Here is a 26,491-nt window from a genome sequence, read left to right as displayed (position 1 = left end):
AAGAGGGTATTATGATGGAGAAAATTGGGAAATTATTAAGTTATACTATTGATGAAAATACAGTAAGTGTTAATTATGAGAAAAGTACTGCATATATAAAGATTATTACGAAAGATATAATAAATTTCTTTGTACCAAAGATTTCTAAGGAAAGAAAATCTAAGGCTATAGAATATTTAGATAGTAATATATGTAATTTTACAGTGGAGAAAAGAACTGGTGTTATCGACATTATCACAGAAGCTCTTATAATAAAAATTTATGATGAATTTATGATAGATATATATAACATAGAAAATGAGCTTATATGTTCAGATCATCGAGGAAAAAGAAGTCCCTTTATAAGACGTAGTGGTGATTATACTTTACTAGAGGATGAAGGACATGAATATGCTAAAGAAGAAGAGTTTAAAGTGTTTGTCAAAAAAACTATGAATGAGGATACTTTATTTTATGGGTTAGGAGAGAGAACAGGATCTTTAAATAAGCGAGGATATCATTATAAGAATTGGAATACAGATAATCCAGCGCCACATGGAGAAACCTTTGAAGCCTTATATAAATCTATTCCATTTCTAATAGCATTAGAAAAAGGAAATGCCTATGGAATATTCTTTGATAATCATTTTGAAACTCATTTTGATATGGGTAAGGAAAATAGTAATTATTATTACTTTTCAGCAGTAGATGGTAATATTGATTATTATTTTATTAATGGACCACAAATTAATAAAGTGGTAGAGCGATATACTTATCTTACAGGAAGAACACCTCTTCCACCACTTTGGACATTAGGTTATGCTCAAAGTAGATGGTCATATGGCAATGAAGAAAGATTGATGGAAATTGCCGATAGCTTTAGGGAAAAAGATATTCCTTGCGATATCTTATATTTAGATATTGATTACATGGATAGATATAAAGTCTTTACTTGGAATAATAACAGGTTTAGTAACCCAGAGGAAATAATGAAAAAATTAAGGGAAAAGGGATTTAAGGTAGTGACAATTGTTGATCCAGGAGTTAAGAAGGAAAAAGGCTATAGTATATATGATCAAGGACTTAAAAAGGGATATTTTGCCACTGATAAAGATGGAGTGGTTTATGTTAATAAAGTATGGCCAGGCGATGCAGTATATCCTGATTTTATTAACAGTACTGTGAGAAATTGGTGGGGTAATAATCAAAAAATAATGTTAGATTCAGGTGTATCAGGTATCTGGAATGACATGAATGAACCAGCAAGCTTTAATGGACCATTGCCAGATGATGTAATGTTTAATGATGATGGAGTTCCTATGGCCCACAAAGAAGCTCATAATATTTATGGTCATATGATGGCGAAAGCCACTTATGAAGGTTTAAAGAAAGCTACAGGAAAAAGGCCATTTATCGTAACTCGTGCATGTTATTCTGGTACACAAAAGTATTCAACTATATGGACAGGAGATAACCAAAGTACTTGGGAACATCTTAGAATGTCATTACCAATGCTTATGAATTTAGGATTAAGTGGATTAGCATATTGCGGTACTGATGTAGGTGGATTTGGATTTGATTGTACTGGAGAGTTATTAAGTAGATGGGTGCAAGTTGGTACATTTACACCATTTTTTAGAAACCATTCTTCACTGGCAACTAGGGATCAGGAACCTTGGGCTTTTGATAGGGAAACAGAAGAAATAAATAGAAAATATATTAAATTAAGATATAAGTTTATTCCATATTTATATGATGCTTATAGAAAATGCGAGCTTGATGGTACACCAATATTTAAGCCATTATTATACAACTATCAATATGATAAAAACACTTATGAAATAAATGATGAGTTTTTATTTGGTGATAATATATTAGTAGCACCTGTAGTAGAGGCTGGTGCTAGGAAGAGGCTTGTATATTTACCTAAAGGTGATAGTTGGATAGATTATTGGACTAAGGATGAATTTACTGGTGGTCAGTATATCATAAAAGATGCACCGCTAGATACATGTCCTATTTATATAAAGTCTGGATCTATAATTCCTATTATGGAGGAAATGAACTATATAGGTGAAAAGGAAAATAATGTGCTTCATTTAGAAATCTATGGATCAAATAATGGGGTAGAGCATATGGCATATACTCATTATTGCGATGATGGTGAAAGCTTTAATTATAGAAATGGAGAGTATAATGAATATAGGATAGAAGTTTCAATGGAAGAGGAAATGAAGGTAAAACTAAATCTTATTCATGATGGATACAATAGAAAATATGAAAGCTATGACTATATGATTTTTTAATACTCTAAAAGGGAGCCTAGATAGTAAGGCTCCCTTTTAATATTGAAAATTATTATGTTTTTGATAAAGCTTCTAAAGCATAAGCTAAGTATAATTGTGTGCCAATAATCACTGATTTTTCATCTATATTAAACTTTTCACTATGGTTAGGGTGATCACAGCCAATTTCATCATTGCCACTACCTACAAAGGCAAAAGCACCAGGAATCTTTTTCTGATATATGGAAAAATCTTCTCCTAGCATTATAGGAGGAGTTTTAATGAAAGTATTGTCAGTAAAGATTTTTTTTGCACCATTAAGAGCGGTATTTACCACATTTATATCATTAATTACTGCTGGATGGGCAGAAGATTCATAGTCAATATTTACAGTAGCTCCGTAACTTAGGGCAGTAGCATAGCTAATACGCTCAATGGATGCTTTTATATGTTTAGCAGTGGAAACGGAAAAAGTACGTACTGTACCTTCAATAAAGGCTTTACTGGAAATAATATTATGAGTTGAGCCAGATTCAATATGGCCAACGGTTACTACGGCATTATCAAGAGGATCTATCTCACGGCTGATAATTGATTGGAGGTTCATGAGTATGGCAGCGCAAACTAAAGAAGCGTCAATGCATTGGTGAGGAGTGCCAGCATGTCCAGCTTTACCGTTTATATGAATGATGAATTTATCTGAGGCAGCCATTCTAGCACCAGATTCTATAGAGAGTTTTCCACAGTCTATGTCAGTAAATACATGTAGGCCAAATATTTCATCCACATTATCTAAATAACCATGTTCACATATTAGTTTTGCGCCTTTGGCATTTTCTTCAGAAGGTTGGAATATAAGAAGTACTTTTCCTGGAAGAAGATCTTCATATTTTTTTAATACGATGGCAGCACCTATAAGTGAAGCCATATGGGCATCATGACCACAAGCGTGCATAATTCCTTTATTAATTGAAGCATAAGGTACACCAGTATTTTCAGTTATTTTTAAACCATCCATATCACAGCGTAAGGCAATGGTTCTACCTTGATTATTACCGATGGAAGCAATTACTTCCGTTTTTACTTCATTTAAATATGGAACATTTATCTTCTTAAGTTCTTCTTGAATTTTTTTACTTGTTTTAAATTCTTGCATACTTAGTTCAGGATACATATGAAAATATTTCCTTAAGTTTTTAATATAGTTAGCAATAAGTTTTGTTTCAACTACAATATCAATCATTTTAAATTCCTCAAAAAATAATATACCTAATATATATATGCAATACCCATAAAAAAATCTTTTATAAGAAATAAGATAGGGTATATTGATAGATTATTAGTAGATGCAGTTATTTTTATTGTGCTATAATTGTGTATAAAATATAGAGGAATCGGGGTGAAATTTATGGATTTGAATGAAATGCTTGACCTTATATTACTATCAGGATCAAAGATAAGTAGAATTGAAGGAAAAAGGCTTTATCAAAATAAATTGGTAAGTGATATTAAAGGTAAGAAGATAGAAAGTATATATCATATATATGGAAAAGTTAAAGATGAAAAAATTGAGAAGTATTATAATGTTCACATAAAAGTTGACTTACCAAATAAAAAAATTTCAGGTGAAAATTGTAGTTGTGAGGATTTCTTAGATAATAAATATGTACATAGAGATTTTAAATGTAAGCATATGATGGCTGTGGCCTATAAATTTTATATGATAGCAAAAAAGAATGAAAAGAAAAAAGGTAGTAAGGAGCCTATAAAGATTGAAAAAGTTTCCCTTAAAATAGAGCCAAGGCTTAAAGCTATTAAGGAAAATGGTCATGAAAAGTATATTGCTCAGTTGTGGATTGGTGATAGTTCATTAGCACTTATGAAATCTATTAATGAGTTTATTTACTGCATGGAAAATAAGAGATTTTTAAGTCTTAATGATAATTTTGTGTATAATCCTCATAAACATATACTTAATGAAGAGGCAGAAAGAATCATCAGTTATATTAATAAAAATATAATCAGCAAAGATTCCAAGGGAAAAAGGATAATAGGAAGATACTTTGAAATTAAAGCAGAGGAGTTGAAAGAATTTTTAATGCTTTTAGAGGATAATAAAAGTATCATCTTTAATTATGATTATGTTAATTATAAGGCAGAAGTTATTAAGAAAGTGCTGCCAATGCATTTTAATATAAAGATTAAAGAAGGAAAAATATTAGTAACAACTACCAATAAGATGCCAATTCCTTTAAATGATTCTTTAGATGTATTTTTATATGACAGAAAAATATATGTTCCTACTAAAGAGCAAATCAAATTTTTAAAAGTAATCTATAAGCCGTTGATGGATAAAGGACAGGTTATGATTGCTAATAATGAGGAAAGTTTAGTGAAAATTTTAACAATTCTTTCTAATATAACAGAGGACATATCCTTAGGAGAAGGAGTTAAAAGATTAGTTAAAGGTTTAATAAAACCAGAATTTTATTTCATTAAGGCTAATGGTGAAATTTATTGCAAGGTAGATATAAATTATCCCGTAGGAAAAATAACATTGCTTGAAGACGTAAGTAAATTAAGTTTTATCCGTGACAAGATATATGAAGAAAAAATTGTTATGGAAATGGAAAAACTTAAATTTATTAAAGAGGCTAACAAATTTAAATTTATTGGGCAAGATGAAGATATATATGATTTGCTTTCAGTTAGATTTAAAGAACTTTTAAAAGAAGGTAAGGTATACCTGAACAATTCCTTTAAAGATATAAGACTTATTAAAGGAAAAGATTTAGACTATTCATTTATAGAAGAGGATGAAGGGTATTATTTTAAGGTAAAGGGTTTTACTATTAAAGAGCTAAATTCAGCTTTACATGATATGAAAAATAAAAAAGGATTTTATAAGACAAAAAATAATAACTATCTTGATTTAAAGGATAAAACAGTAATTAGAATATTAAATATCTTAGATAGTTTAGATATATCTGATGATAATATAACGATAGATAAAAATAAGATGCTTTATATAAATGAAAGCTTGAAAAATCAAGGAACAGCTTTTGATAAAGGTGAAGAGACCATAAAGGAAATTGATAAAGGCTTAAGTAATAGGAAACAGAGGGAAGTACCTGATGATTTAAATGCTAAACTTAGAAACTATCAAGTAGAAGGATTTAATTGGCTTAATGAAATTGCCAACTTGAAGGTTGGAGGAATATTAGCTGATGAAATGGGATTAGGAAAGACAATTCAAATAATAGCTTTTCTATTAAGTCAAAAAGGTAAAAAATCAATTGTTATCACACCCACATCTCTTATATATAACTGGCGAGATGAGTTTAATAAATTTGCACCAAACCTTAAAGTAGGAATAATTCATGGAGATAAAAAAATAGGTTAGCAATGATAGACGAAGACTTTGATGTCATTTTAACTACTTATGGTCTAATAAAGAGTGATTATGAATATTATAAGGAAAAAAAATTTCATTTTTGTATTATTGATGAGGCACAAAATATTAAAAATTCAAAGGCACAAAACACCAAGTATGTTAAGGCAATAAAAGCTGATTGTCGTATAGCATTAAGTGGAACTCCTATGGAAAATAATTTAATGGAATTATGGTCAATTTTTGACTATATTATGCCGGGTTATTTATTAAGTGAGGCAAAGTTTAAAGAGAAGTATCTTAAAGAAGATATGCATGAGGAGCTTAAAGAACTTATTAAGCCATTTATATTAAGAAGATTTAAAAAGGATGTAATTCAGGAACTGCCAAATAAAATAGAAAAGAAGTTTATGGTAGAAATGGGGAAAACTCAAAAGTCAGTTTATCAGTCCTATATAAAAGAAGTGAGGCAAAAGTTATATAGTGGAGAAGAAAATAAAATTACTGTATTTTCTTATCTAACTAATTTAAGGCAATTATGTTTAGATCCAGCACTTATTTTAGATGAATATGAAGGTAGAAGTGCTAAGATTGAAGCAGCCTTAAATATTGTAAATGGGGCAATTAGTGAAAATAGAAAGGTACTTATTTTTTCACAGTTTACATCTGTACTTAAGAAATTAGGTGGTGAATTATCATCAAAAAGCATAGGGTATTTATATTTAGATGGTAGCACAAAAGCTAATAAAAGAGTGAAGATGGTTAAGGAATTTAATGAAAGTGAGGATTTAAAAATTTTCCTAATTTCCTTAAAAGCAGGAGGTACTGGCCTTAACCTTACATCATCATATTTGGTGCTACATTTTGATCCTTGGTGGAATCCAGCCATTGAAGATCAAGCTACTGATAGGGCTCATAGAATTGGTCAGCAGAATATTGTTGAAGTAATCAAGCTTATAGCTAAAGATTCTGTGGAAGAAAATATCATAAGATTGCAAGAGGATAAGAGAGAGCATATTAATAAAGTCATAAGTGGTGAGGAAATAGGAAGTAATGTCATAGGAAAGCTTTCTAGAGATGAAATAATAGATTTATTCAGTTAATTCTAAATAATATAGATGCAATTTATATTTATTGACCAAAGAAAGAAAATAGTTTTAAATAGATTATGTAAAGAAGAGTTGGGAGGAAATGGTTATGGAATATAATGTGAATAGAGAATTTCTATTAAATACGTCAAATGAAATATTAAGTTTTAATAGTCCAACAGGATTTTGTTTTGAGATAATAGATAAAATTGAAGAGATGCTAAAACCTTATGGATATAATTTTCAAAGAACTAATAAAGGTTGTGCAGTTATAACAATACCAGGAGAAAGTAATGAGAGAGTTGTAGGGCTTTCTGTTCATGTGGATACTTTAGGAGCTATGGTTCGTTCAATAACAGGTAGCGGAACATTAAGATTCACTCTTTTAGGTGGACCTATAGTACCTACTTTAGATGGAGAATATTGTACTATTAAGTACAAGTCCTGCTGCCCATGTTTTTAAAGATGCCAGCACTAAAAAAAGAGATGATGAAAACATGGAAGTTAGAATTGATGAAGTGGTAAAATCAAAGGAAGATGTGGAGAAGCTAGGTATAGCACCAGGTGATTTTATCTTTATAGATCCAAAGACTACCATAACAGAATCAGGTTTTATTAAATCAAGGTTCATTGATGATAAGGGAAGCGTATCAGCACTTATAGCTATGATTGAAATGTTTAAAAGAGAAAATATAACTCCAAAGTATACTACCAAGATAGTTATTTCTACTTATGAAGAAGTAGGACATGGAGCAGCATATATACCAGCAGATATAACTGAAATGATTTCAGTGGATATGGGATGTATAGGAGAAGATTTAAGCTGTAGCGAATATGATGTTTCAATTTGTGCTAAAGATTCAAGTGGGCCATATGATTATAATATGGTAACGGAGCTTGTAAACTTAGCTAAGAAAAATAAATTAAACTATGCAGTGGATATTTATCCAATGTATGGTTCTGATGTTAGTGCTGCTTTAAGAGGTGGAAATGATATTAGAGGGGCATTAATTGGACCAGGAGTACATGCTTCCCATGGTATGGAAAGAACTCATGTTTCAGCTCTTGAGAATACAATCAAGCTATTAACAGCATATTTGGTTTAAGTAACAGAATAAAGTTATTATATTAAATGGTGGTGTGGATTTATGGAATGGTGCAAGGCACTTGTTGGACCAGTTGTAACTATAGTAGGGTTTTTTATTAATTATAATTACACTAAAAAGATGGTAAAGAACGAAATTGCAAAAAAGCAAATTAATATGAGTATCGACAATTTGAAAGATATTCCTAGTGATTTATTAAACATTTTAGATGATTATAAAGAAGTATCATTGTCCAATACATTTAAAAATGGAAGTTGGGAAAATAAAAGATTGATAGATGAAAAGCGTGACAAAACTTTTAATAAAATATTTACTTATGGAAGTAATGATGCAACTAGAATATGCACAGAATTACAAGTGTTTTCTAATAACGTCGATAAGCAGTTTGTTGAAAAAATATTTGTTTATTATATATTATTATTTTGCCAAGTAAAATACGATTTAACAGGGATTAAAACTAATCCAGATCATTGGTATAAATGTAAACTGTATAAGGCTTATATATGTGACGAGGGCAGAAAATATAAAGATGCAAATAATGAAATTGTAAGGCAATTATCATTACCAGAGTTTTTGATTGTAAAGTAAAGTATACTGTATTTTTACAGTATACTTTCTAGTTTAGATGAATAATATTAATTATAAATAGGTTAATTACTAATATTTCAAGTTTAAATAATGGAGTGATATTATAGAAATAGAAAAGGTTGTAGAACTTATAAAGAATACAGATGAGAAATGTCCAGTTAAAATGGCGTATAAAAATAATCATAGATATTGTCATGATTTTATATATGATTAGAAGATTTAAAGATGTTCTGTCAGACTAGAAGTAAAGTGCCCTAATCTAGAAAAAAGATTAAATAGTCAAGATGAAGATGCATTGAAAATTTTTTGTGAGGATAGGATACTAGACTTTAAAGAGGTTATTGATGATTTAACCAATATTATTTATCCACAGATACAAGAAAGCAATTACTGTGGAGTGGAAGTGAAAAAACTCTTATTTTAATATATTAGCATTTTCTTTAAGATTATCATAAGATTTAGATTAATGGTATTTGTATATATTTAGGAATGATGGGGGTTTTACGGATAATTCATTCATAAGTGAAAGTTATGATAATGTTCACACAATACTTCTTACAATACCAATATGCAAGCATATAGAATTGGATAAATATGATGATATAAATATATGGAACTTAGAGAAAACAACAAATATATTATTTCTAAATCCTAAAAATGAACAGTCCGTAATTGGAGAGTATTATATAAAATATGAAATATATATATTTGGGGATAGTACACGTAAATTTCTTTGTTTTCTACAGAGTCAAGATATACAGTTTAGTGAACAATGGAAAAAATACAAATCTTAATGATGAGTTTATACGAAAACTAAAATATATAGAATTTGAAAATAATGACATGAAAATTATAACAAGAGTTTACAGTTATCTAAACAAATAATTGGAGAAATACACATGATGAATAATATAGAATACATAAACGGTTTAAAGATAGATTGGAATTTATATAAAGGGGCTACAAGTGGAAATAATGCAAATAAATCTAAATCTGGATTTGTTGATTTTATTATTAAAGTTAATGAAGTTGGATTTGAGTTAGTTAGTGAATATAAAAACGCTACAAGTGAAGTTGAAATTAAACATAATAATGTACTAATAAAAAGAACTCCAGCTAAATTTAAAGGACGTAGCTATAACCAAATAAAATATTTTTTACATAGGGCTATAGAAAATGGAGACAAATTTATAGAGTTTGTTGGAGTTGATGGAAAAAACTCATTAATAGCTAAAATAGAAACTGTAGATGGTGGTATTATTGAAATATCAATTGAAAAATATAATAACTTTATTGAGACTAGAGATAGTTTTTTTAAAAAAGCTAAAAGTGTAGATGCAGAAATTATAACTCCATATTTAGGAGCTTTTGAAAAGATAACATTAAAAATAGATAGTATTGTTTTAAAAGACAGAACCCCTTCAGAATTTACATCACAAACAATAAAATCAATTAATAAATTTAAGTTAGATTTAATTGAAAATAAGGATAAATTTATTGAATTTAATGGAGCTTCTGAAAATAATGTATTAATAGCTAAAATAGAAACTAGAGATGGTGGAATTATTGAAAAGTCTATTAGTGTATATAGTAAATTTTATAATGCTAGAGAAAAGTTTGAGAAGTTGCTTGAAGAGTTTGGAGTACAAGCATTAACTCCATATTTAGGAAGTATGGAAAAAATATTATTAAAATGGGACGATGCTATTATAGAAACAACTCCTAGCGACTTTAAAATAAAAACACTAAAGAGTGCATTAGTTAATATTAAAAAATGTGAAGTTGAGGGAGATAAGTTTATTAAATTCTCTAAATATATTATAAATGGATTATATATGATTATTAAAGAAGGCAGATTTAATGAAGAAGTAGAAGTTTATATAGGAAATTATAATGATTTTATAAAATCAAGAAAGGATACTTATGATTATTGCAAAGAAAATAATATAGAAGTATTAAGTCCGTATATTGGTAGTGATAAAAAGATATTATTTGATTTTAATTGTGGTCATAGCTTAAATTGGGCAATTCCTCCCAACTTAAAGAAAGGAGCAAGATGTCCTATTTGTTCAGAGAGTAGGGGTGAGAAAATAATAAGAGAATATTGTGATAAAAATAATATTAAATATGACACTCAAAAAACATTCCAGGGAATGAGAGGTAATAGAGAACTGAAGTGTGATATTTTCATTCCTGAATATAACTTAGTAATTGAATATGATGGAGAGCAACATTATAGACCAGTTGATTTTGCTAGTAATGGTGAAAAGTGGGCTTTAGAGGAATTTAAAAAAATTCAAAAAAAGAATACCTTACTGGGAAAAAGACAATATTGATGGCATATTAGATAAGTATTTTAGTGAAGCACACAATAAATAGTTTATAGATTTAGGATTAATAGCTGAAAAATAAATATCTTTTAATGCATAAGGAGCTGATTATCAGTTTTTTTTACATTTTAAGAATAGTGTACGGATAATAAATTAGTATTACAAATATATATAACCAAGGAGATTTAAAATTGATAGAATTAATAACACAATAGCAAGACTTTATGAGAAAGTAGTTGAAGTAAGAAAAGATATTGATAAGAGTGAAAAGAATTTAATAGCAGTAGAAGAAGACTATGGAGATTTATATTTAATTTATGATTATAAGTAAGGTTGGATTATTCCAGCCTTATTTTTTTACAAATATATAACCAAGGAGTAGAGATAATGCCTAAAGAAACAGAACAACTAATGACAAAAACTATAAGTATAAGAATGAGTAGTGAAGAGTATGAGATACTTAAAGATTACTGCTGGGATAATAGAATATTATTTTTCAACTGTTAAGTTTACATTTACTAAACTTAGTAAAGAGAGAGAGGATTAGAAATAGTTTGCAGAAAAACTGATTAAAAAGAAGAAATTTAGGGAAAAACTCATAAGACTTTAGTTGAGAGTGCTATTAAAAGAAAAAAAATTCAATCAGGAAGAAAGTATAATAGCATTAAGTGAAGCTAGCGTTATGAAAGAAGGATTTACTGATAAGAAGTTTGTAAATTATATTTATGCTTATGAAGATTATATGCAAAGAATAAATATAATGTTAAAAACTATGTGCAAATGCATTATAATTTTAAAGTAAAAGCACCATTTTATAAAGAAATGCAAAGGTCTGTAGAAGAAGCATTAAAGGAATGGGATAAGAAGGAATAAAGAAAAAATTATAATATCATAAGATAAAATTAAGTAGCGGAAGTAATCTCAAACCGCTGCTTTTATAGTGTTTTAGGGAATTAATCATAGGAAAAATTGACAATGAGGCAAATATGATTATGATGGATGTAAAAAGTATATGGAAATTCAATATATGTATTGAAAAATGTGTATAGAATTTTATTGGGAAAAATTTGACAAAGTATTATTCATAATGTAATATGAGTTATATAATACTACATAAAAGGGAGGAGAAAACTTTGAGTGCGTTAAAATTAGAGGTAAAAGGTTTAAAGAAGGTTTTTGGCGAAACTGAAGTTCTACATGGAATATCTTTTACAGTAGAAAGTGGAAAAGCCTTAGGGTTATTAGGAAGAAATGGTGCAGGTAAAACCACAACAATTCGTATATTGATGGATGTTTTCAGAGCAAATAGCGGTGAAATATTAATAAATGGGAAAAAATTCAAACCATTGGATTATAAGATAGGATATCTGCCAGAAGAAAGAGGTTTATATCCTAAAAGAAAGGTTGCAGAACAAATAATTTATCTTGCTACTTTAAGAGGATTATCTAAAAAGGAAGCAAAAGAAAATACTTATAAGTGGCTTAAAAAATTAGGTGTAGAAGAGTATGCAGATAGAAAATTAGATACATTATCAAAAGGTAATCAACAAAAAGTGCAATTGGCTCAGACACTGGTAGCTAATCCAGAAATAGTAATACTTGATGAACCTTTCAGTGGACTAGATCCTGTTAATTCACAAATATTGAAAGATTGTATCAATGAACTTATTGCAGATAATAAGTTAGTAATTTTCTCAAGCCATCAAATGAGCTATGTAGAAGAGTTTTGTGAAGACATTGCCATAGTTAATAAGGGAGAAATTATTCTAAGTGGTAACCTAAAGGACATAAAAAAGAAATTTGGTGAAAATAGGCTTGTATTAAGTGCTTGCAACTATTCATTAGAGAAATTAAAGGAAGTTTGTGAAAATAACTTTTCAGAGCTTGTTGACGTAAATGAAGTTAAAAAGGAATTCATTGTATTGGAATTGAAGAAAGATATAAGTAAGAAACAGCTACTTTTAGCACTTATAAATAGTGGAGTAGATATAGAAAAGTTTGGTGAATATGAGCCTACCCTTACTGATATATTTGTTTTGAAAGCAGGTGATAATAATGAATAATTTTTTTAAGGTAGTAGGATTTGAATTAAACAATTATTTTAAAAGTAAGGCATATATACTGACAACAGTTTTAATTACAGCTTTTTTGATAGTAGGAATATGTCTACCATCAATGGTAGATTTATCAGGTATTATTCCACAGCTAGCTACAGAAGAAAAAGCTGAAGAAGATGAAAAAGCAAAGTCAGAGGAAGATAAAAGTAAATATGCCATTTATGATGAAAATAATATAATAGATATGGAGTATTTAAAGAGTTTTTATCCAAATTCAGAATGGCAAACAGCAAGTAGTAATGATGAATTGGAAAAATTAGTGAAAGATGGACAAGTTGAAGGTGGATTTGAAGTTGAAAGCCTTACAAAGTATACATACTTTGTAAAAAATAAAGGATTACATGATTCAGAACAAGCTGTTTTTGATCAAGCTTTAGGGTATATGTATAAGCAACAAGCTATAAGTGAAAAAGGTCTTGATTTTAATGAAATAGATGCAATATATAATATGCCAATAGAATCAAATGTTAATGTTCTTGGAAAAGATAGTTCAGAAAACTACTTCTATGCTTATATATTAGTGTTTGTTTTATACTTTATGATAATCATGTATGGACAGCTTATAGCAACATCAGTTGCTTCAGAAAAAAGCAGCCGTGCTATGGAAATATTAGTAACAAGTACATCAACAAATAGCTTGATTTTTGGGAAGGTAATTGCAGGTACTATCGCCAGTGTTATTCAAGTAGGAGTAATGCTTGGGGGTGGAGTTATTACTTATAAAGTCAATGGAGTAGCTTGGAATGGGTTATTAGATAACTTTCTTGCTATACCAGCAAATATAGTACTAACATTTGCAGTCTTTGGGCTTATAGGATATATATTCTATGCATTTATTTATGCAGCATTAGGTGCGCTTGTATCAAAAACAGAGGATATTGGTAAGAGTATTGGAAGTATCAACTTTGTATTTGTGATTGGATTCTTTATTGCTTTATTTGGATTAATGAATCCTGATAATGTAATTGTTAAGGTGGCATCATATGTTCCATTTACTTCATGTATGACTATAGTTACTCGTGTAGCTCTAGGATCTATTTCAATAATGGAAATGATAGTTTCAGCATTGATTTTAATAGTATCAACTTTATTAGTTGGAGTATTAGCATCAAAAATATATAGAATGGGTACTTTAAGATATGGTAATCCTATAAAATTAACTCATGCAATAAAATCTTTAAGAAAAAAAGAGGATTAATATAATATATAGGATAGCCTTTTAGGCTATCTTATATTTTGTAAATAAAATTAGATAAATATATTTACAAAATGTAAAATATGTATTATTATGGAATGGTAATAAGTTATGTTTTTTTATTAGGTATATAGGGGCATCGTTCAACGGTAGGACAACGGATTCTGACTCCGTCAATGTTGGTTCGATTCCGACTGCCCCCGCCAAGAGCTTATATAAAAAAGATGGGAAAGCTTTTTATTAAAGTTTTTCCATCTTTTTTATTTATATATTAAGTAAAAGGGAGGTTATCAAGTTATTATAAATCTGACAATCTACCTTTAGATTTAAGGTGTGCTATTAATTTTTCGGGATCATTCATTACTAGTTCCTCTGGCATTTGTATTTCCTTTAAAAGCTCAATTCCTTTATTAAATACCCCTATGCATGTGTTAATATGAGCATCAGAAGTTAAAATTACCTTTGTGCCTATTTCTTTGCAAAGAAGGGCAACTTTTTTGCAGTTTACATCACTACCAATTCTTGATGAACCAAGTAATGAACTATTATTTATTTCAATCATAATGTCTTTTTCTTTAGCTTTTTTTATTATGGCTTCATAATTCAGCTGATAGTTAGGATTTCCTAGATGTCCTAGGATTTCTACTTTATCATATTTATCCATAACATTTAATATGGCTAATGTATTTTCTTCCCTTGATCTAGGTTTGAATACAGGTTCATGGAATGAAGCAATCATATAATCAAGATTTTTTGATGCTTCATCTGACATATCTAATGAACCTTCAATGTCTAATATATTGGCTTCACAACCTTTTAAGATGGTAACTCCGTTTATAACTCTAGGAACAACCTTTAAGTTACCAAAGTACCAATAGTGTGGAGCACCAGGCATAGAAGGTGCATGTTCAGAAGTACCTAAAACTTTTATACCTTTTTCTGCACAATAATTTATATTTTCTAATAATGTTGTATATGCATGCCCACTAACTATACTATGGGTATGTAAATCAGATAAATATTTCATATAATTCTCCTTAAAATATTAAATATATTAATATACTTATATAACTTAGTATAGTTGGAAAAAGAAGTTTAATCAACTATTGTTAAGAATATCTTAAAATATTTAGAGAAAGTTTAACAAAAAATATAAATTATACACTCAAAGCTGGTAGAAATATAGTTTCTCCTAAAGGAAGCACATTATTTGGAAGCTCATTTAAATCAATGATAAAGTTCATAAAATTATCTATATCATAATTTTTATAATAAGTATCTCTTATCTTATACCAGGAATCCCCTTCCTTAATTTTATATAAAGTACCACTTACAAAAGTACTTTCAGGTATTTTTAATGTATTTCCAATGGTTAGCTCTTCAGGGTTGGTAATATTATTAATAAGAGTAACCAAATTTATGCTGGTGTTTAAATTGCAGTAAGTATTATATTTGCTACATATAGAAGTTAGTGTATCGCCTTCTTTAATTGTATAGTTTACACAACTAAGTGATGAGGCAAAATCATTTAGTGAAAGGTAAGTCATATTAGCTGTTACTGTTGAAGCTGAAGAACCAGTGGTACTTGCTTCAGAATCAGTGGTAGTGGGTTCAGTATTCTTATTGCTGCTATTATTTTTAGAACCATTAGAATTTGAACTATTATTGGAAACATTAGTATCAGTATCATTACTTCCACTAGTACTGGTAGATGAAGTGTTTTTTATAAGCGATTTATCACTATAATTAAAGTAAAGAAAAGCTGGTATACTTATTATTAAGACTATGACAATTCCAATAATTATTTTAGTATGTTTCATTTTTCTCCCTCCTTCAATAAATTTATCTACAAGTATATCCAAAAGTATTTTAAAATATTCAAGTAAAATATTTACTCTTGACATAAAATATATTTAGTTAAAGAGAAGAAAATAAAGAATTTATTGTAAAAAATATACAAAAATGATAATATAATATTATAAAATAATTATAAAAATTAATTTTTTGAGAATAATAAATAAAAGAGTAAGTTAATAGTAAATTGCGATGAAAAGGAAGAGTATTATAAAAATACAGTTTACAGAGAGGAAATGACTTGGCTGAAATCATTTCTAAATATGATTTATAAGAAGACTATCCTTGAGCTATGGTTTAGTATCATATGAGAAATGCCATCGGCAACGCCGTTATAAAAATAAGATGAATTAAATTTTAATTTAATTTGGGTGGAACCACGGATATAAGCATTCGTCCCATTTGTTTGGGATGGATGTTTTTTATATTTATTAAACAAAAGAAAGTAATAAAAGTTATAACAATATAAAAGAAAATAAAGGTAAAGAGAATTTTGTAAAAAGAAAGGAAGTGAAAAATAATAGTTATCATTATTTTCGGTAGCTATTATATAGATTATGATAAAAGTAAAATTAATTGATGGATGTATGAAAGAAATAGAGGAAGGTAGCAATGGTTATTCTCTAGCAGCATCAATAAGTAAAAAACTTGCTAAGGAAGCAATAGCTGCAAAAATTAACGGTAAGTTAGTAGATTTAAATCATGGCCTTAAAAATGATGATAAAGTGGAAATAATTACAGCAGATAGTGAAGATGGTATAGAAATAATTAGGCACTCTACTGCTCATGTAATGGCTCAGGCGGTAAAAAGAATTTATGGTAATGTAAAACTTGCTATAGGACCTACTATTAAAAATGGGTTTTATTATGATTTTGATTTAGATATATCACTTACTCAGGATGATCTTAAAAAGATAGAAGATGAAATGAATAAAATAATAAATGAGGATTTAAAGTTTAAGAGAGATGATGTTTCAAAGGAAGAAGCTTTAAAGATTATGAGTGAAAAAGGCGAGTATTATAAAGTTGAGCTTATTAATGCTCTTGATGAAAGTGAAAAGATTTCTTTATATGAGCAGGGAGATTTTACAGATCTTTGTAGAGGACCACATATTCCATCTACAAAGTTTATTAAAGCCTTTAAGCTTACTTCTGTTGCAGGAGCATATTGGAGAGGCAGTGAAAAAAATAAGATGCTGCAAAGAATTTATGGAGTGGCATTTTCATCTAAAAAGGAATTAGAGAAATATTTAAATATGATAGAAGAGGCTAAGAAAAGGGATCATAGAAAGCTTGGCAGAGAGTTAAAGCTTTTTGAAATAATGGATGAAGGGCCTGGATTCCCATTTTTCTTACCAAAGGGAGTTATATTAAAGAACATCTTAATTGATTATTGGAGAAAACTTCATAATGAAGCAGGATACGTTGAAATAGAAACTCCTATAATGCTTAACAAAGAGCTTTGGATTAGATCAGGACATTGGGATCATTATAAAGAAAACATGTATACTTCCATGATTGATAACAAAGAATTTGCTTTAAAACCAATGAATTGTCCAGGAGGAATGCTTGTTTATAAGAGTGAAGGGCATTCATATAGAGATTTACCACTTAGAGTAGGAGAACTTGGAAGGGTTCATAGACATGAGATTTCAGGAGCATTGCATGGGCTTATGAGAGTAAGAGCTTTTACTCAGGATGATGCACATATATTTATGTTACCTGAACAAATAAAATCTGAAATTCTCGGAGTAATAAAGCTTATTGATGAAGTGTATGACACATTAGGATTTAAATACAATGTAGAGCTTTCAACTAGGCCGGAAGACTCCATGGGAAGTGATGAAGAATGGAATATGGCAGAACGATCATTAAAAGAAGCACTAGATGAAGGTGGACTAGATTATAAGATTAATGAAGGAGATGGAGCTTTTTATGGACCTAAGATAGACTTTCATATTGAAGATAGCTTAGGCAGAAGCTGGCAATGTGGAACTATCCAGCTTGATTTTCAATTACCACAAAGATTTGAACTGGAATATATAGGCAGCGATGGAGAAAAGCATAGACCAATAGTTATTCATAGAGTAATCTTTGGAAGTATTGAAAGATTTATTGGTATCCTAATTGAACATTTTGCAGGAAAATTTCCAGTATGGATTTCACCTATACAGGTAAAGGTTCTACCAATTTCCGATAGTTTTATGGAATATGGCCATGAAGTTATTGATAAATTAAGAAAATATGGTATAAGATGTGAAATAGATAATAGAAGTGAAAAGATAGGTTATAAGATTAGGGAAGCAAGAAATGAAAGAGTACCTTATATGATTATTGTAGGTGAAAAAGAGAAAAATCATGGAAATATTTCTTTAAGAAGTAGGGATATGGGAGAGGAGGGAAGCACATCACTAGAAGAATTTATTACAAGAGTGTTAAAAGAAGACCAGGAAAAGAAATAATATTAAATTAATTTAAGATAATGAAAAATAGGGGGATTTTATGAAGGTTGTTGATATGCACTGTGATACTATAGGTGCAATATTTGAAAAAAGGAGTAAGGGAATAGTCTGTAATTTAAGGAAGAATGATTTACACCTTGATATAAATAAGATGGAACAAGGAAATTATCTTATGCAGAATTTTGCCATGTTTATCGATTTTAGAAGATATAAAAATACTTATAAGACATTATTGGAGATGATAGAGTGCTATGATAAGGAAATATCAGATAATGGAGATAAGATTGCTAAAGTTTTAAAATATGAAGATATTGTAGTAAATGAAGCAAATGGAAAAATATCAAGCCTTTTGACATTAGAAGAAGGTGGAGCAATAGAAGGAAGTCTAGAAAATTTGCAGCATATATATAAAAGAGGTATTAGAATGATTACTCTTAATTGGAATTATCCCAATGGAATAGGATATCCCAACGTGAAAATTAATGTTGATAAAAAGGGAGAGATAATTGGTAAGCCAGACTTCACTAAGCCAGATAAGAATAATGGCCTTACATCATGGGGATTTGAATTATTAGAAGCTATGGAGTATTTAGGAATAATACCAGATGTATCACATTTATCAGATGCAGGTTTTTATGATGTTTTAAAGCATAGCAAAAAGCCTTTCGTAGCAAGTCATAGTAATGCAAGAAGCATTTGTAACCATGTGAGGAATATGGATGATGAGATGATTAAGCAATTGGCTCATAAAGGTGGAGTTATGGGAATAAATTTTTGTGCTGACTTTATATCCTCAGAAAAGAATGGTTATACTTTTGGAACTATAAGTGATACCATCGAGCATATAAAATACATAAGAAATATTGCTGGAATTGATTGTATTGGTTTAGGTTCTGATTATGATGGAATACCAGGAAACATTGAAATGAAAGACTGTTCATATATGCCAATGTTGGCAGATGAACTATTAAAGCATAAATTTACTTATGATGAAGTGGAAAAGATATTTTTTAAAAATGTCTTAAGACTTTATAAAGAATTATTATAATTAGCATGACTTTATGAAATATTATATGAAAAATTATTTAAAATCAAAGAGGATTTTCTTGTAGATAAGAAAATATAATGAGACATGGAAGGCTTTCATCACTTTAAAATAGAAAGGGGAGTACGAAAGCAGCACATGTCTCATATTTTTCATTTGCTTAGTGTTATTTATTTTGTTTTCTCCAATGACGAGGAGAGATACCTAAAATCGTTTTAAAGGCACGAGAAAAATGTAGTTGATTTTCATAACTAACGGCTTTTCCTATATCTGCTATAGATAAGTCTGTTAACTTTAATAATTCAGTGGCCTTTACCATTCTATAATTCATTAAAAATTCTTGGGGGCTTTTACCTACGTTCTTTTTAAAAATTTTTCCTAAATAACTACGGTTAATTCCACATACTTCAGCAATTTCTTCAATTGAAATATCATTTTGAAAGTTTTGTTCTATAAAATTAATCGCTTCTTTAATATAGTAGTCACTCATCTTGCTTGTTTCAAAGAGACGTTTAGATTTTGAAGAACGAGTAAAATAGTCCCAAAATAGAAATAAGTGTCCAATGAGATGAAAAGGAGTTTCCTTTGGATGTTGTACAATATATAGCATTTCATTGAACATTGATTCTCTTAAATATGTTGATTTATCATTATAAATAGGATTATCTAAGGACAAGTCAGTTAAATTAAGAGCCTCTTTAACTCTTAAACCATCAAACTCAAGCCATGTATACTCCCAAGGATCTTCATTATCAGCAATATAAGTTGTAATTTGTTTAGGAAAAATTAAAAAGCCTTGTCCGCTTTTAATTTGATAAGTTTGAGTAACTCCTTTGGAATCATTTGCCATAAGTGTTCCACTGCCTGAAATTACATAATGAAATAAATAATGATTTCGTGAACTTGGACCGAAAGAGTGAGCAGGAGAACAATGTTCCCAGCCGTATTGATATAATCCTAAGTCAATAAAATTTTTATTTGGAAATATGGAAAATAAAATATCCTCCATGTTATTGCCTCCTTAAATGGGTAATAATTAAATATATACCAAAATGATACATTAATTTAAAGTATAACATAAAATAACTCATTTTGGTATAAATTATCTAAAATGTAGATATTCATAAGTCACATAGTGGTATGTTAAAATAAAATCATAAAGAAAAAATGTATAAAAGAGGTAAAAATATAATGGAAGGAGAGTAAATATGGCAAGAAAGAAAATAGCAATTTTAGGAATGTTATTGGGAACTACTGCATTTATAGGATGTGGACAAGAAATTAGCAATAATGTAATTGAAGTAGAAATGGTATCATATAAACCAGAAGCTGTAGCTGCTTTTGAAGAAATTCAAAACAAATTTAATGAATCACATGATAATATTCATTTAACAATTAATTCACCTAATGAGGCTATGACAATTTTAAAGACAAGATTTATCAAAGAAGATTATCCAGATATTGTTGCAATTGGAGGTGATGTAAACTATTCCAATTTTTTAGATGCTGATTTATTTATGGATGTATCAGATTTTGAAGGAGTTAAGAATATAAAACAGTCTTATCTTGATATGGAAAAAGAACTAGAATTTACCCCGCATGAAGGTATATATGGCTTACCTTATGCAGCTAATGCAGCAGGAATTTTATATAATGAGGATATGTTTGTAGAACATGGATGGGAAATACCAGAAACATGGGATGAATTTATAGCTTTATGTGACACAATAGAAGAGGAAGGTATAGTACCAATCTATTTAGGTTTTAAAGATACATGGACATGCCTTGCACCATGGAATGCTTTGGCAGTTGGATTAACAGATTCAGATGTATATAATCAGGTAAATAAGGGAAACACCACTTTTGAAAAAGAATATAAAGAAGTTGCTGAAAAAATGAAGATGCTGCTAAATTATGCTGAACCAAATCCATATGCTTATAGTTATAATGATGCATGTACAGCATTTGCAAGAGGTGAGGCAGCAATGTATACCATTGGAAGTTATGCAGTACCACAAATTAAATCAGTAAATCCGGATATGAATATTAATTCATTTACATTTCCAGCCAATGAATCAAAGGAAGACAATGTACTTAATTCAGGTATTGATCTTAACTTTGCTGTTATGAAAGAAAGCAGTGAGAAAAAAGAGGCAATTTATGAAGTATTAAGTTTTTTATATGAAGATGAAACTATTCAGATTTATTTAGATGATCAAGGAGGAATCACTTGTAAGGAAGGAAATTTCAAGGTTCCTAATGAGATTGGGGGCATGAGAGAGTATATAGAAGCTGGAAAAGTAGCAGATTTTCATGATCATCATTATCCAAGTGAGATGAGTGTAGATGCATTAATTCAGACTTTCTTAATGGATGAAAGCGATGAAGCTGTGGAAACTTTCTTAAAACGTTTTGATTCTGAATGGGAAAGATATAATAGAGATTTAATAAGAAAAGTAAAAGAGTATTATAAGGAGGAGCATAATGAAGAATAAAATGACAAATAAAGAAAAAACATTCTTAGCAATTATTATACCTGTTGTAATCCTTTTCTTTATATTTAATACATTACCGATGATTAAGGGATTTATATATAGTTTGACAAATTATAAGGGATATGGTTCTTACCAGTTTGTAGGATTTAGAAATTATATAGATTTATTTTCAGATGTCAGAGTAGGAAAAAGTTATTTATTTACTTTTAAGTATGCCTTAGTAGGAACAGTTCTTGTAAATGTTTTAAGTATTATTATGGCCTTAGCATTAAATGCACAAATTCGTTTTAAAAGTGCGTTAAGAGGAATATATTTTGTACCTAATATTTTAGGGGGACTTGTAGTTGGATATATATTTAGTTTCTTTTTTACTTATATATTGCCTGCAGTAGGAGATACATTTAATATTTCATGGCTACAGAATAGTATTTTAGCAAGTGAAAAATATGCATGGATTGCAGTAATAGTTGTAGGAGTATGGCAGGCTGTAGCAATGAATACAATAATTTATATTTCAGGTTTACAAACAGTACCTGAGGAGGTATATGAAGCATCTATGTTAGATGGAGTAAACAAATGGCAACAATTTTGGAAGGTTACTTTTCCTTTAATAATGCCTTTTGTAACAATAAATTTAGTGCTTAGCACAAAAAATATGCTGATGGTCTTTGATCAAATTATGTCTTTAACAAAAGGTGGACCAGCACAGAGCACCGAATCTATATCTTATTTGATTTATCAAAATGGTATGTCAGGTGGGCAATTTGGATTCCAAAGTGCCAATGCAGTGATATTCTTTTTAATTATTGTGGGTATATCACTATTTCAAATGACTGTATTAAATAAAAAGGAGGAGCAACTATAATGAAAAAGATAGGAAAGACAAACTGGCTATTAACCGGTGTACTTATTTTAGGAACTATAACAGTATTCTTCCCTTTATATATGGCATTGATTATTGCTTTTAAGAAACCTAGTGAAATGACTAATGATGTGGCAGGTTCGCTAACACTTCCTGAAAAATTTAGTTTTAGTAACTTTAGTAAGGCCATGGAAGTAACAGATTTTTGGCACTCTTTATTCAACAGTCTTCTGATTACAGTTGTAACTATTATCTTGGCAATATTAATTCACAGTATTGCTGGATATGTTATAGGAAGAAGTATGAATAAGAAAAAGGGGTATAAATTAACATATTTTTATATAGTAAGTGGTATGTTTGTTCCTTTTTCAATCTTAATGATGCCTCTCGTAAAACAAACAGCTCAAATGCATTTAGGAAATCGTGCTGGCGTTATTATTCTTTATTTAGTATTTTATATGCCAATGAATATATTGCTTTATTCAGGATATATGAAGAATATTCCTACAGCTCTTGAAGAAGCAGCGGAAATAGATGGAGCTACTACTTGGAAAACTTATTGGAAAGTTATTTTTCCAATGATGATGCCTATGCATGCAACAGTAGCAATATTAACAGCTCTTGGAACATGGAATGATGTGATGACTCCATTAGTTATTATGTCAGGGACAGGCGAAAATACTCTTCCATTAGCACAATTAAATTTCCAAACACAATTTGGTACAAATTATAATTTAGCATTTGCATCATATATATTAGCCTTAATTCCAATTTTAATTTTCTATATAATTTGTCAAAAACAAATTTTAAATGGAGTTGCTAATGGTGCAGTAAAAGGATAAAGGAGAAGTAATATATGAAACTTAAAAATGAAATTATGTTGATAACTTATGCTGATAGCTTAGGAAAAAATTTAAAGGATTTGCACACGGTATTAGATAAGTATTATAAAGAAGCAGTGGGAGGAGTACACATTCTTCCTTTCTTTCCTTCTTCGGCAGATAGAGGTTTTGCACCAATGTGTTATGATAAAGTTGATGAAGCATTTGGAAATTATAATGATATTGAAAAAATTGGAAAAGACTATTATTTTTTTTGCACCAGGGATTCCACAAATATATTATGTGGGAATGTTAGCTGGTGAAAATGATTTAGAGCTTATGGAAAGAACAAAAAATGGACGTGATATTAATAGACATTATTATTCGTTAGAAGAAATAGAAGTTGAGCAAGAGAGACCTGTTGTAAGAAAGTTAAAAGAATTAATGGAATTAAGAAACAATCATCCAGCCTTTAATTTAGATGGAGATATTAAGATTCAGTGTGAAGGCTCAAAAATGAGAATTACTAGATCTTATAATGCTGATAAAATTGTACTTGTAGCAGATTTAATGAACTATGAATTTGAAATTCAATAAGTAGTAAGGGAGAAAGATATATGGCTATTAAAATAGAGAATAGATTATTTCAAATTGAAACAGAGCATACGTCATATCAAATGAAGGTAGATAAGTATGGCGTATTAACCCATCTTTGGTATGGTGCAAAAACTGAATGTTCTATGGATTATTTATTAGATTATCCAGATGTGGGTTTCTCTGGCAATATATATGAAGCAGAAAATCAAAGAACTTATTCACTAAATACATTACCACAGGAATATTCAACTAGCGGTGTTGGGGATTTTCGTATACCAGCTATTACTGTGACCCATGATGATGGTAGTAGGGCGTTAGATTTAAGATACAGTGGGCATAAAATAAGTAGAGGAAAATATAATATTGATGGTTTACCAGCTGTATATGCAACGGAAGAAGAGGCCGAAACTTTAGAAATAGTGATGGAAGATACAGCTACTAATATTGAAGTAATATTAATGTATGGAGTTCTACCAAAGAAGGATATTATTACAAGAAGTACGGTAATAATCAATAATGGAACTACACCAATTACCATAAATAAGGCTCATAGTTTATGCCTTGATTTACCAGAGGGAAACTGGCAAAGCATTCATTTCCATGGAAGACATGCTATGGAACGTCAAATGGAAAGATGTGAGCTAATTCATGGCATTGAAGAATTCAGTAGTAGCAGGGGAACATCAAGCCATCAGCAAAATCCAACTATTCTTTTATGTGAAAAAGAATGTACAGAAACAAGTGGATTTTGTGTAGGAGCAGCCTTAATGTATAGTGGTGGTTTCCAAACACAAATTGAAAAAGATCAATTAAAGCAAGTTCGTGTTGTAATGGGGATAAATCCTGAAACATTTTCTTGGAAGTTAAATGCCAGTGAAAGATTTAATACACCAGAAGTGATATTATCTTGTTCAATGGAAGGAACAGCTAAATTATCACAGCAATTCCATAAGATAATTAGACATAATGTATGCAGAGGAAAATATCAGTTATCTCAAAGACCAATCTTAATTAATAACTGGGAAGCAACTTATTTTGATTTTGATGAAAAGAAAATATTGGATATTGCTAAAGAAGCTTCAAAAATTGGTATTGATATGTTTGTTTTAGATGACGGATGGTTTGGTAAACGAGATTCAGACAATTCAGGCCTAGGTGATTGGTATGTCAATGAAAACAAGATTAAAGGTGGTTTAGCTACTTTAATTTCTAAAATTAATGATTTAGGAATGAAATTTGGTATTTGGTTTGAGCCAGAAATGGTTTCAGAAGATAGTAATTTATATAGAGAACATCCGGAATGGGCCATTAAGATACCAGGAAGAAATCCTATGAGAAGTAGATATCAATTGGTTCTTGATATGTCAAATCCAGAGGTAATTGAATATTTATATAATTCTATTAGTGATATATTAAAAAACAATAATATTGAATATGTAAAATGGGATATGAATAGAAGTATTAGTGATTGGTATAGTACTTGTTTACCAAGCAGTAGACAAGGTGAGCAGCCTCACAGATATATACTTGGCTTATATGAACTGTTGGAAAGATTAATAACTGACTTCCCACATATTCTTTTTGAAGGATGCAGTGGTGGTGGGGGAAGATTTGATGCCGGAATGCTATATTATTCTCCACAGATATGGTGTAGTGATAATACCGATGCTCATGAAAGAACTTTTATCCAGTATGGAACAAGTTTCTTTTATCCAATTTCTACAGTGGGATCGCATGTGTCAGCAGTACCAAATCATCAAACTGGCAGAATAACTTCCCTTGATACAAGAGGAATAGTTGCTATGGCAGGTAGTTTTGGTTATGAGTTAGACTTAAGCACTTTAACTGAAGAAGAAAAAGAGACTATGAAAGAGCAAGTTAAAAAGTATCGTCAGTATCAATTATTAATTCACAATGGAGATTATTATCGTTTGACTAATCCTCATAATAGTAGAATAGCAGCATGGCAGTGGAATGATAATACTAATGGCAATGTTTTAGTGCAAGGAGTTGTTTTTAGAGCTGTAGCTAATATGGTGAGAGATAAAATTAAGCTTATGGGCGTAGATGCTTTAGCAAAATATAAACTTAAAGGTACCGGTGAAATATATTCAGGCATGGCACTGATGACTGGTGGAATTCTTATACCACGTACTACAGGTGATGATGCTGCTTTTGAACTTTTCTTTGAAAAACTAGCCAATTATGAAGAAAAATAATTGGAATAAGAATAGTAAATAAAAAATAATATATTCATAGTAATAAAAAAGAGATGA

The 26,491-nt window shown here is 29.6% G+C and carries 20 protein-coding genes, 1 pseudogene and 1 other annotated feature; of the genes and pseudogenes, 17 read left to right on the top strand and 4 right to left on the bottom strand.

What is annotated here, in order from left to right; translation table 11 throughout:
- Positions 1 to 11: 11 nt before the first annotated feature.
- Positions 12 to 2,285 carry a glycoside hydrolase family 31 protein gene (locus tag BHW04_RS01725; RefSeq protein WP_302698643.1) on the top strand — a complete coding sequence of 758 codons (2,274 nt, stop codon included), beginning with the start codon at positions 12 to 14 and terminating at the stop codon, positions 2,283 to 2,285.
- Between the two features lie 52 nt (positions 2,286 to 2,337).
- On the opposite strand, the gene BHW04_RS01720 is transcribed toward BHW04_RS01725, so the two are convergent.
- Positions 2,338 to 3,507: a M20 metallopeptidase family protein gene (locus tag BHW04_RS01720; protein WP_022211717.1), complete on the bottom strand. Its 1,170-nt coding sequence runs from the start codon at positions 3,505 to 3,507 to the stop codon at positions 2,338 to 2,340.
- 165 nt (positions 3,508 to 3,672) lie between these two features.
- On the opposite strand from BHW04_RS01720, the gene BHW04_RS01715 reads away from it, so the two are divergent.
- The 8 genes and pseudogenes from BHW04_RS01715 to BHW04_RS01680 all read left to right on the top strand — a co-directional run bounded on the left by BHW04_RS01715 (position 3,673) and on the right by BHW04_RS01680 (position 14,082).
- A complete protein-coding gene (locus tag BHW04_RS01715; RefSeq protein ID WP_302698642.1) occupies positions 3,673 to 5,667 on the top strand; it encodes an SNF2 helicase associated domain-containing protein in 1,995 nt (664 codons plus the stop codon).
- Between the two features lie 2 nt (positions 5,668 to 5,669).
- Entirely contained in the window at positions 5,670 to 6,758 is a 1,089-nt protein-coding gene (locus tag BHW04_RS01710; protein ID WP_302698641.1) for a DEAD/DEAH box helicase, read from the top strand.
- 94 nt (positions 6,759 to 6,852) lie between these two features.
- A pseudogene (locus BHW04_RS01705) lies at positions 6,853 to 7,849 on the top strand (M42 family metallopeptidase).
- A gap of 42 nt (positions 7,850 to 7,891) precedes the next feature.
- Positions 7,892 to 8,437, top strand: coding sequence for a hypothetical protein (locus tag BHW04_RS01700; protein ID WP_302698640.1), 546 nt, complete (start codon positions 7,892 to 7,894; stop codon positions 8,435 to 8,437).
- 902 nt (positions 8,438 to 9,339) lie between these two features.
- Positions 9,340 to 10,773 (top strand): hypothetical protein, encoded by a 1,434-nt coding sequence (locus BHW04_RS01695; RefSeq protein ID WP_302698639.1) that lies wholly within the window; start codon positions 9,340 to 9,342, stop codon positions 10,771 to 10,773.
- 604 nt (positions 10,774 to 11,377) lie between these two features.
- On the top strand, positions 11,378 to 11,569 hold the full coding sequence (locus BHW04_RS01690; protein ID WP_302698637.1) for a hypothetical protein: 192 nt from the start codon (positions 11,378 to 11,380) through the stop codon (positions 11,567 to 11,569).
- A gap of 331 nt (positions 11,570 to 11,900) precedes the next feature.
- On the top strand, positions 11,901 to 12,830 hold the full coding sequence (locus BHW04_RS01685; protein WP_022168132.1) for an ABC transporter ATP-binding protein: 930 nt from the start codon (positions 11,901 to 11,903) through the stop codon (positions 12,828 to 12,830).
- Positions 12,823 to 14,082, top strand: coding sequence for an ABC transporter permease (locus BHW04_RS01680; protein WP_302698636.1), 1,260 nt, complete (start codon positions 12,823 to 12,825; stop codon positions 14,080 to 14,082). Before BHW04_RS01685 ends, BHW04_RS01680 begins: the two co-directional genes overlap by 8 nt.
- Before the next feature lie 295 nt (positions 14,083 to 14,377).
- On the opposite strand, the gene BHW04_RS01675 is transcribed toward BHW04_RS01680, so the two are convergent.
- Together BHW04_RS01675 and BHW04_RS01670 are read right to left on the bottom strand one after the other, a co-directional pair.
- Positions 14,378 to 15,106, bottom strand: coding sequence for a phosphatase (locus BHW04_RS01675; protein ID WP_022211723.1), 729 nt, complete (start codon positions 15,104 to 15,106; stop codon positions 14,378 to 14,380).
- Positions 15,107 to 15,236: 130 nt separating this feature from the next.
- The gene (locus tag BHW04_RS01670) at positions 15,237 to 15,899 is read right to left on the bottom strand and encodes a lytic transglycosylase (RefSeq protein ID WP_022211724.1); all 663 of its coding nucleotides are present in this window, start codon (positions 15,897 to 15,899) and stop codon (positions 15,237 to 15,239) included.
- Between the two features lie 217 nt (positions 15,900 to 16,116).
- Positions 16,117 to 16,337: a binding site (T-box leader), on the top strand.
- 153 nt (positions 16,338 to 16,490) lie between these two features.
- Here BHW04_RS01670 and thrS point away from each other — a divergent pair.
- Both thrS and BHW04_RS01660 read left to right on the top strand, forming a co-directional pair.
- Positions 16,491 to 18,395 carry a threonine--tRNA ligase gene (thrS, locus tag BHW04_RS01665; RefSeq protein WP_186834773.1) on the top strand — a complete coding sequence of 635 codons (1,905 nt, stop codon included), beginning with the start codon at positions 16,491 to 16,493 and terminating at the stop codon, positions 18,393 to 18,395.
- Positions 18,396 to 18,435: 40 nt separating this feature from the next.
- On the top strand, positions 18,436 to 19,443 hold the full coding sequence (locus BHW04_RS01660) for a dipeptidase (protein ID WP_302698635.1): 1,008 nt from the start codon (positions 18,436 to 18,438) through the stop codon (positions 19,441 to 19,443).
- A gap of 163 nt (positions 19,444 to 19,606) precedes the next feature.
- Here the strand turns inward: BHW04_RS01660 and BHW04_RS01655 are convergent, their stop codons facing one another.
- Positions 19,607 to 20,449 (bottom strand): AraC family transcriptional regulator, encoded by an 843-nt coding sequence (locus BHW04_RS01655; protein ID WP_022211727.1) that lies wholly within the window; start codon positions 20,447 to 20,449, stop codon positions 19,607 to 19,609.
- Positions 20,450 to 20,648: 199 nt separating this feature from the next.
- On the opposite strand from BHW04_RS01655, the gene BHW04_RS01650 reads away from it, so the two are divergent.
- The 6 genes from BHW04_RS01650 to BHW04_RS01630 are packed head-to-tail and all read left to right on the top strand — an operon-like array spanning position 20,649 to position 26,434.
- Positions 20,649 to 21,935: an ABC transporter substrate-binding protein gene (locus tag BHW04_RS01650; protein WP_022211728.1), complete on the top strand. Its 1,287-nt coding sequence runs from the start codon at positions 20,649 to 20,651 to the stop codon at positions 21,933 to 21,935.
- Between the two features lies 1 nt (position 21,936).
- Positions 21,937 to 22,800, top strand: coding sequence for a carbohydrate ABC transporter permease (locus BHW04_RS01645; protein WP_366461205.1), 864 nt, complete (start codon positions 21,937 to 21,939; stop codon positions 22,798 to 22,800).
- Positions 22,800 to 23,639 carry a carbohydrate ABC transporter permease gene (locus BHW04_RS01640; RefSeq protein ID WP_302698632.1) on the top strand — a complete coding sequence of 280 codons (840 nt, stop codon included), beginning with the start codon at positions 22,800 to 22,802 and terminating at the stop codon, positions 23,637 to 23,639. The genes BHW04_RS01645 and BHW04_RS01640 overlap by 1 nt, the downstream gene beginning before the upstream one ends.
- A gap of 14 nt (positions 23,640 to 23,653) precedes the next feature.
- Positions 23,654 to 23,941 carry a hypothetical protein gene (locus BHW04_RS12225; RefSeq protein WP_022211731.1) on the top strand — a complete coding sequence of 96 codons (288 nt, stop codon included), beginning with the start codon at positions 23,654 to 23,656 and terminating at the stop codon, positions 23,939 to 23,941.
- A complete protein-coding gene (locus BHW04_RS12220; RefSeq protein ID WP_022211732.1) occupies positions 23,928 to 24,215 on the top strand; it encodes a hypothetical protein in 288 nt (95 codons plus the stop codon). The genes BHW04_RS12225 and BHW04_RS12220 overlap by 14 nt, the downstream gene beginning before the upstream one ends.
- Positions 24,216 to 24,235: 20 nt before the next feature.
- On the top strand, positions 24,236 to 26,434 hold the full coding sequence (locus BHW04_RS01630) for an alpha-galactosidase (protein WP_302631254.1): 2,199 nt from the start codon (positions 24,236 to 24,238) through the stop codon (positions 26,432 to 26,434).
- Positions 26,435 to 26,491: the final 57 nt, after the last annotated feature.

The organism is Clostridium sp. 29_15 (assembly GCF_001916075.1).
GTDB lineage: Bacteria > Bacillota > Clostridia > Clostridiales > Clostridiaceae > Clostridium > Clostridium lentum.
The sequence above is the reverse complement of the archived record's forward strand: the minus strand, read 5'-3'. Positions and strand labels throughout refer to the sequence as shown.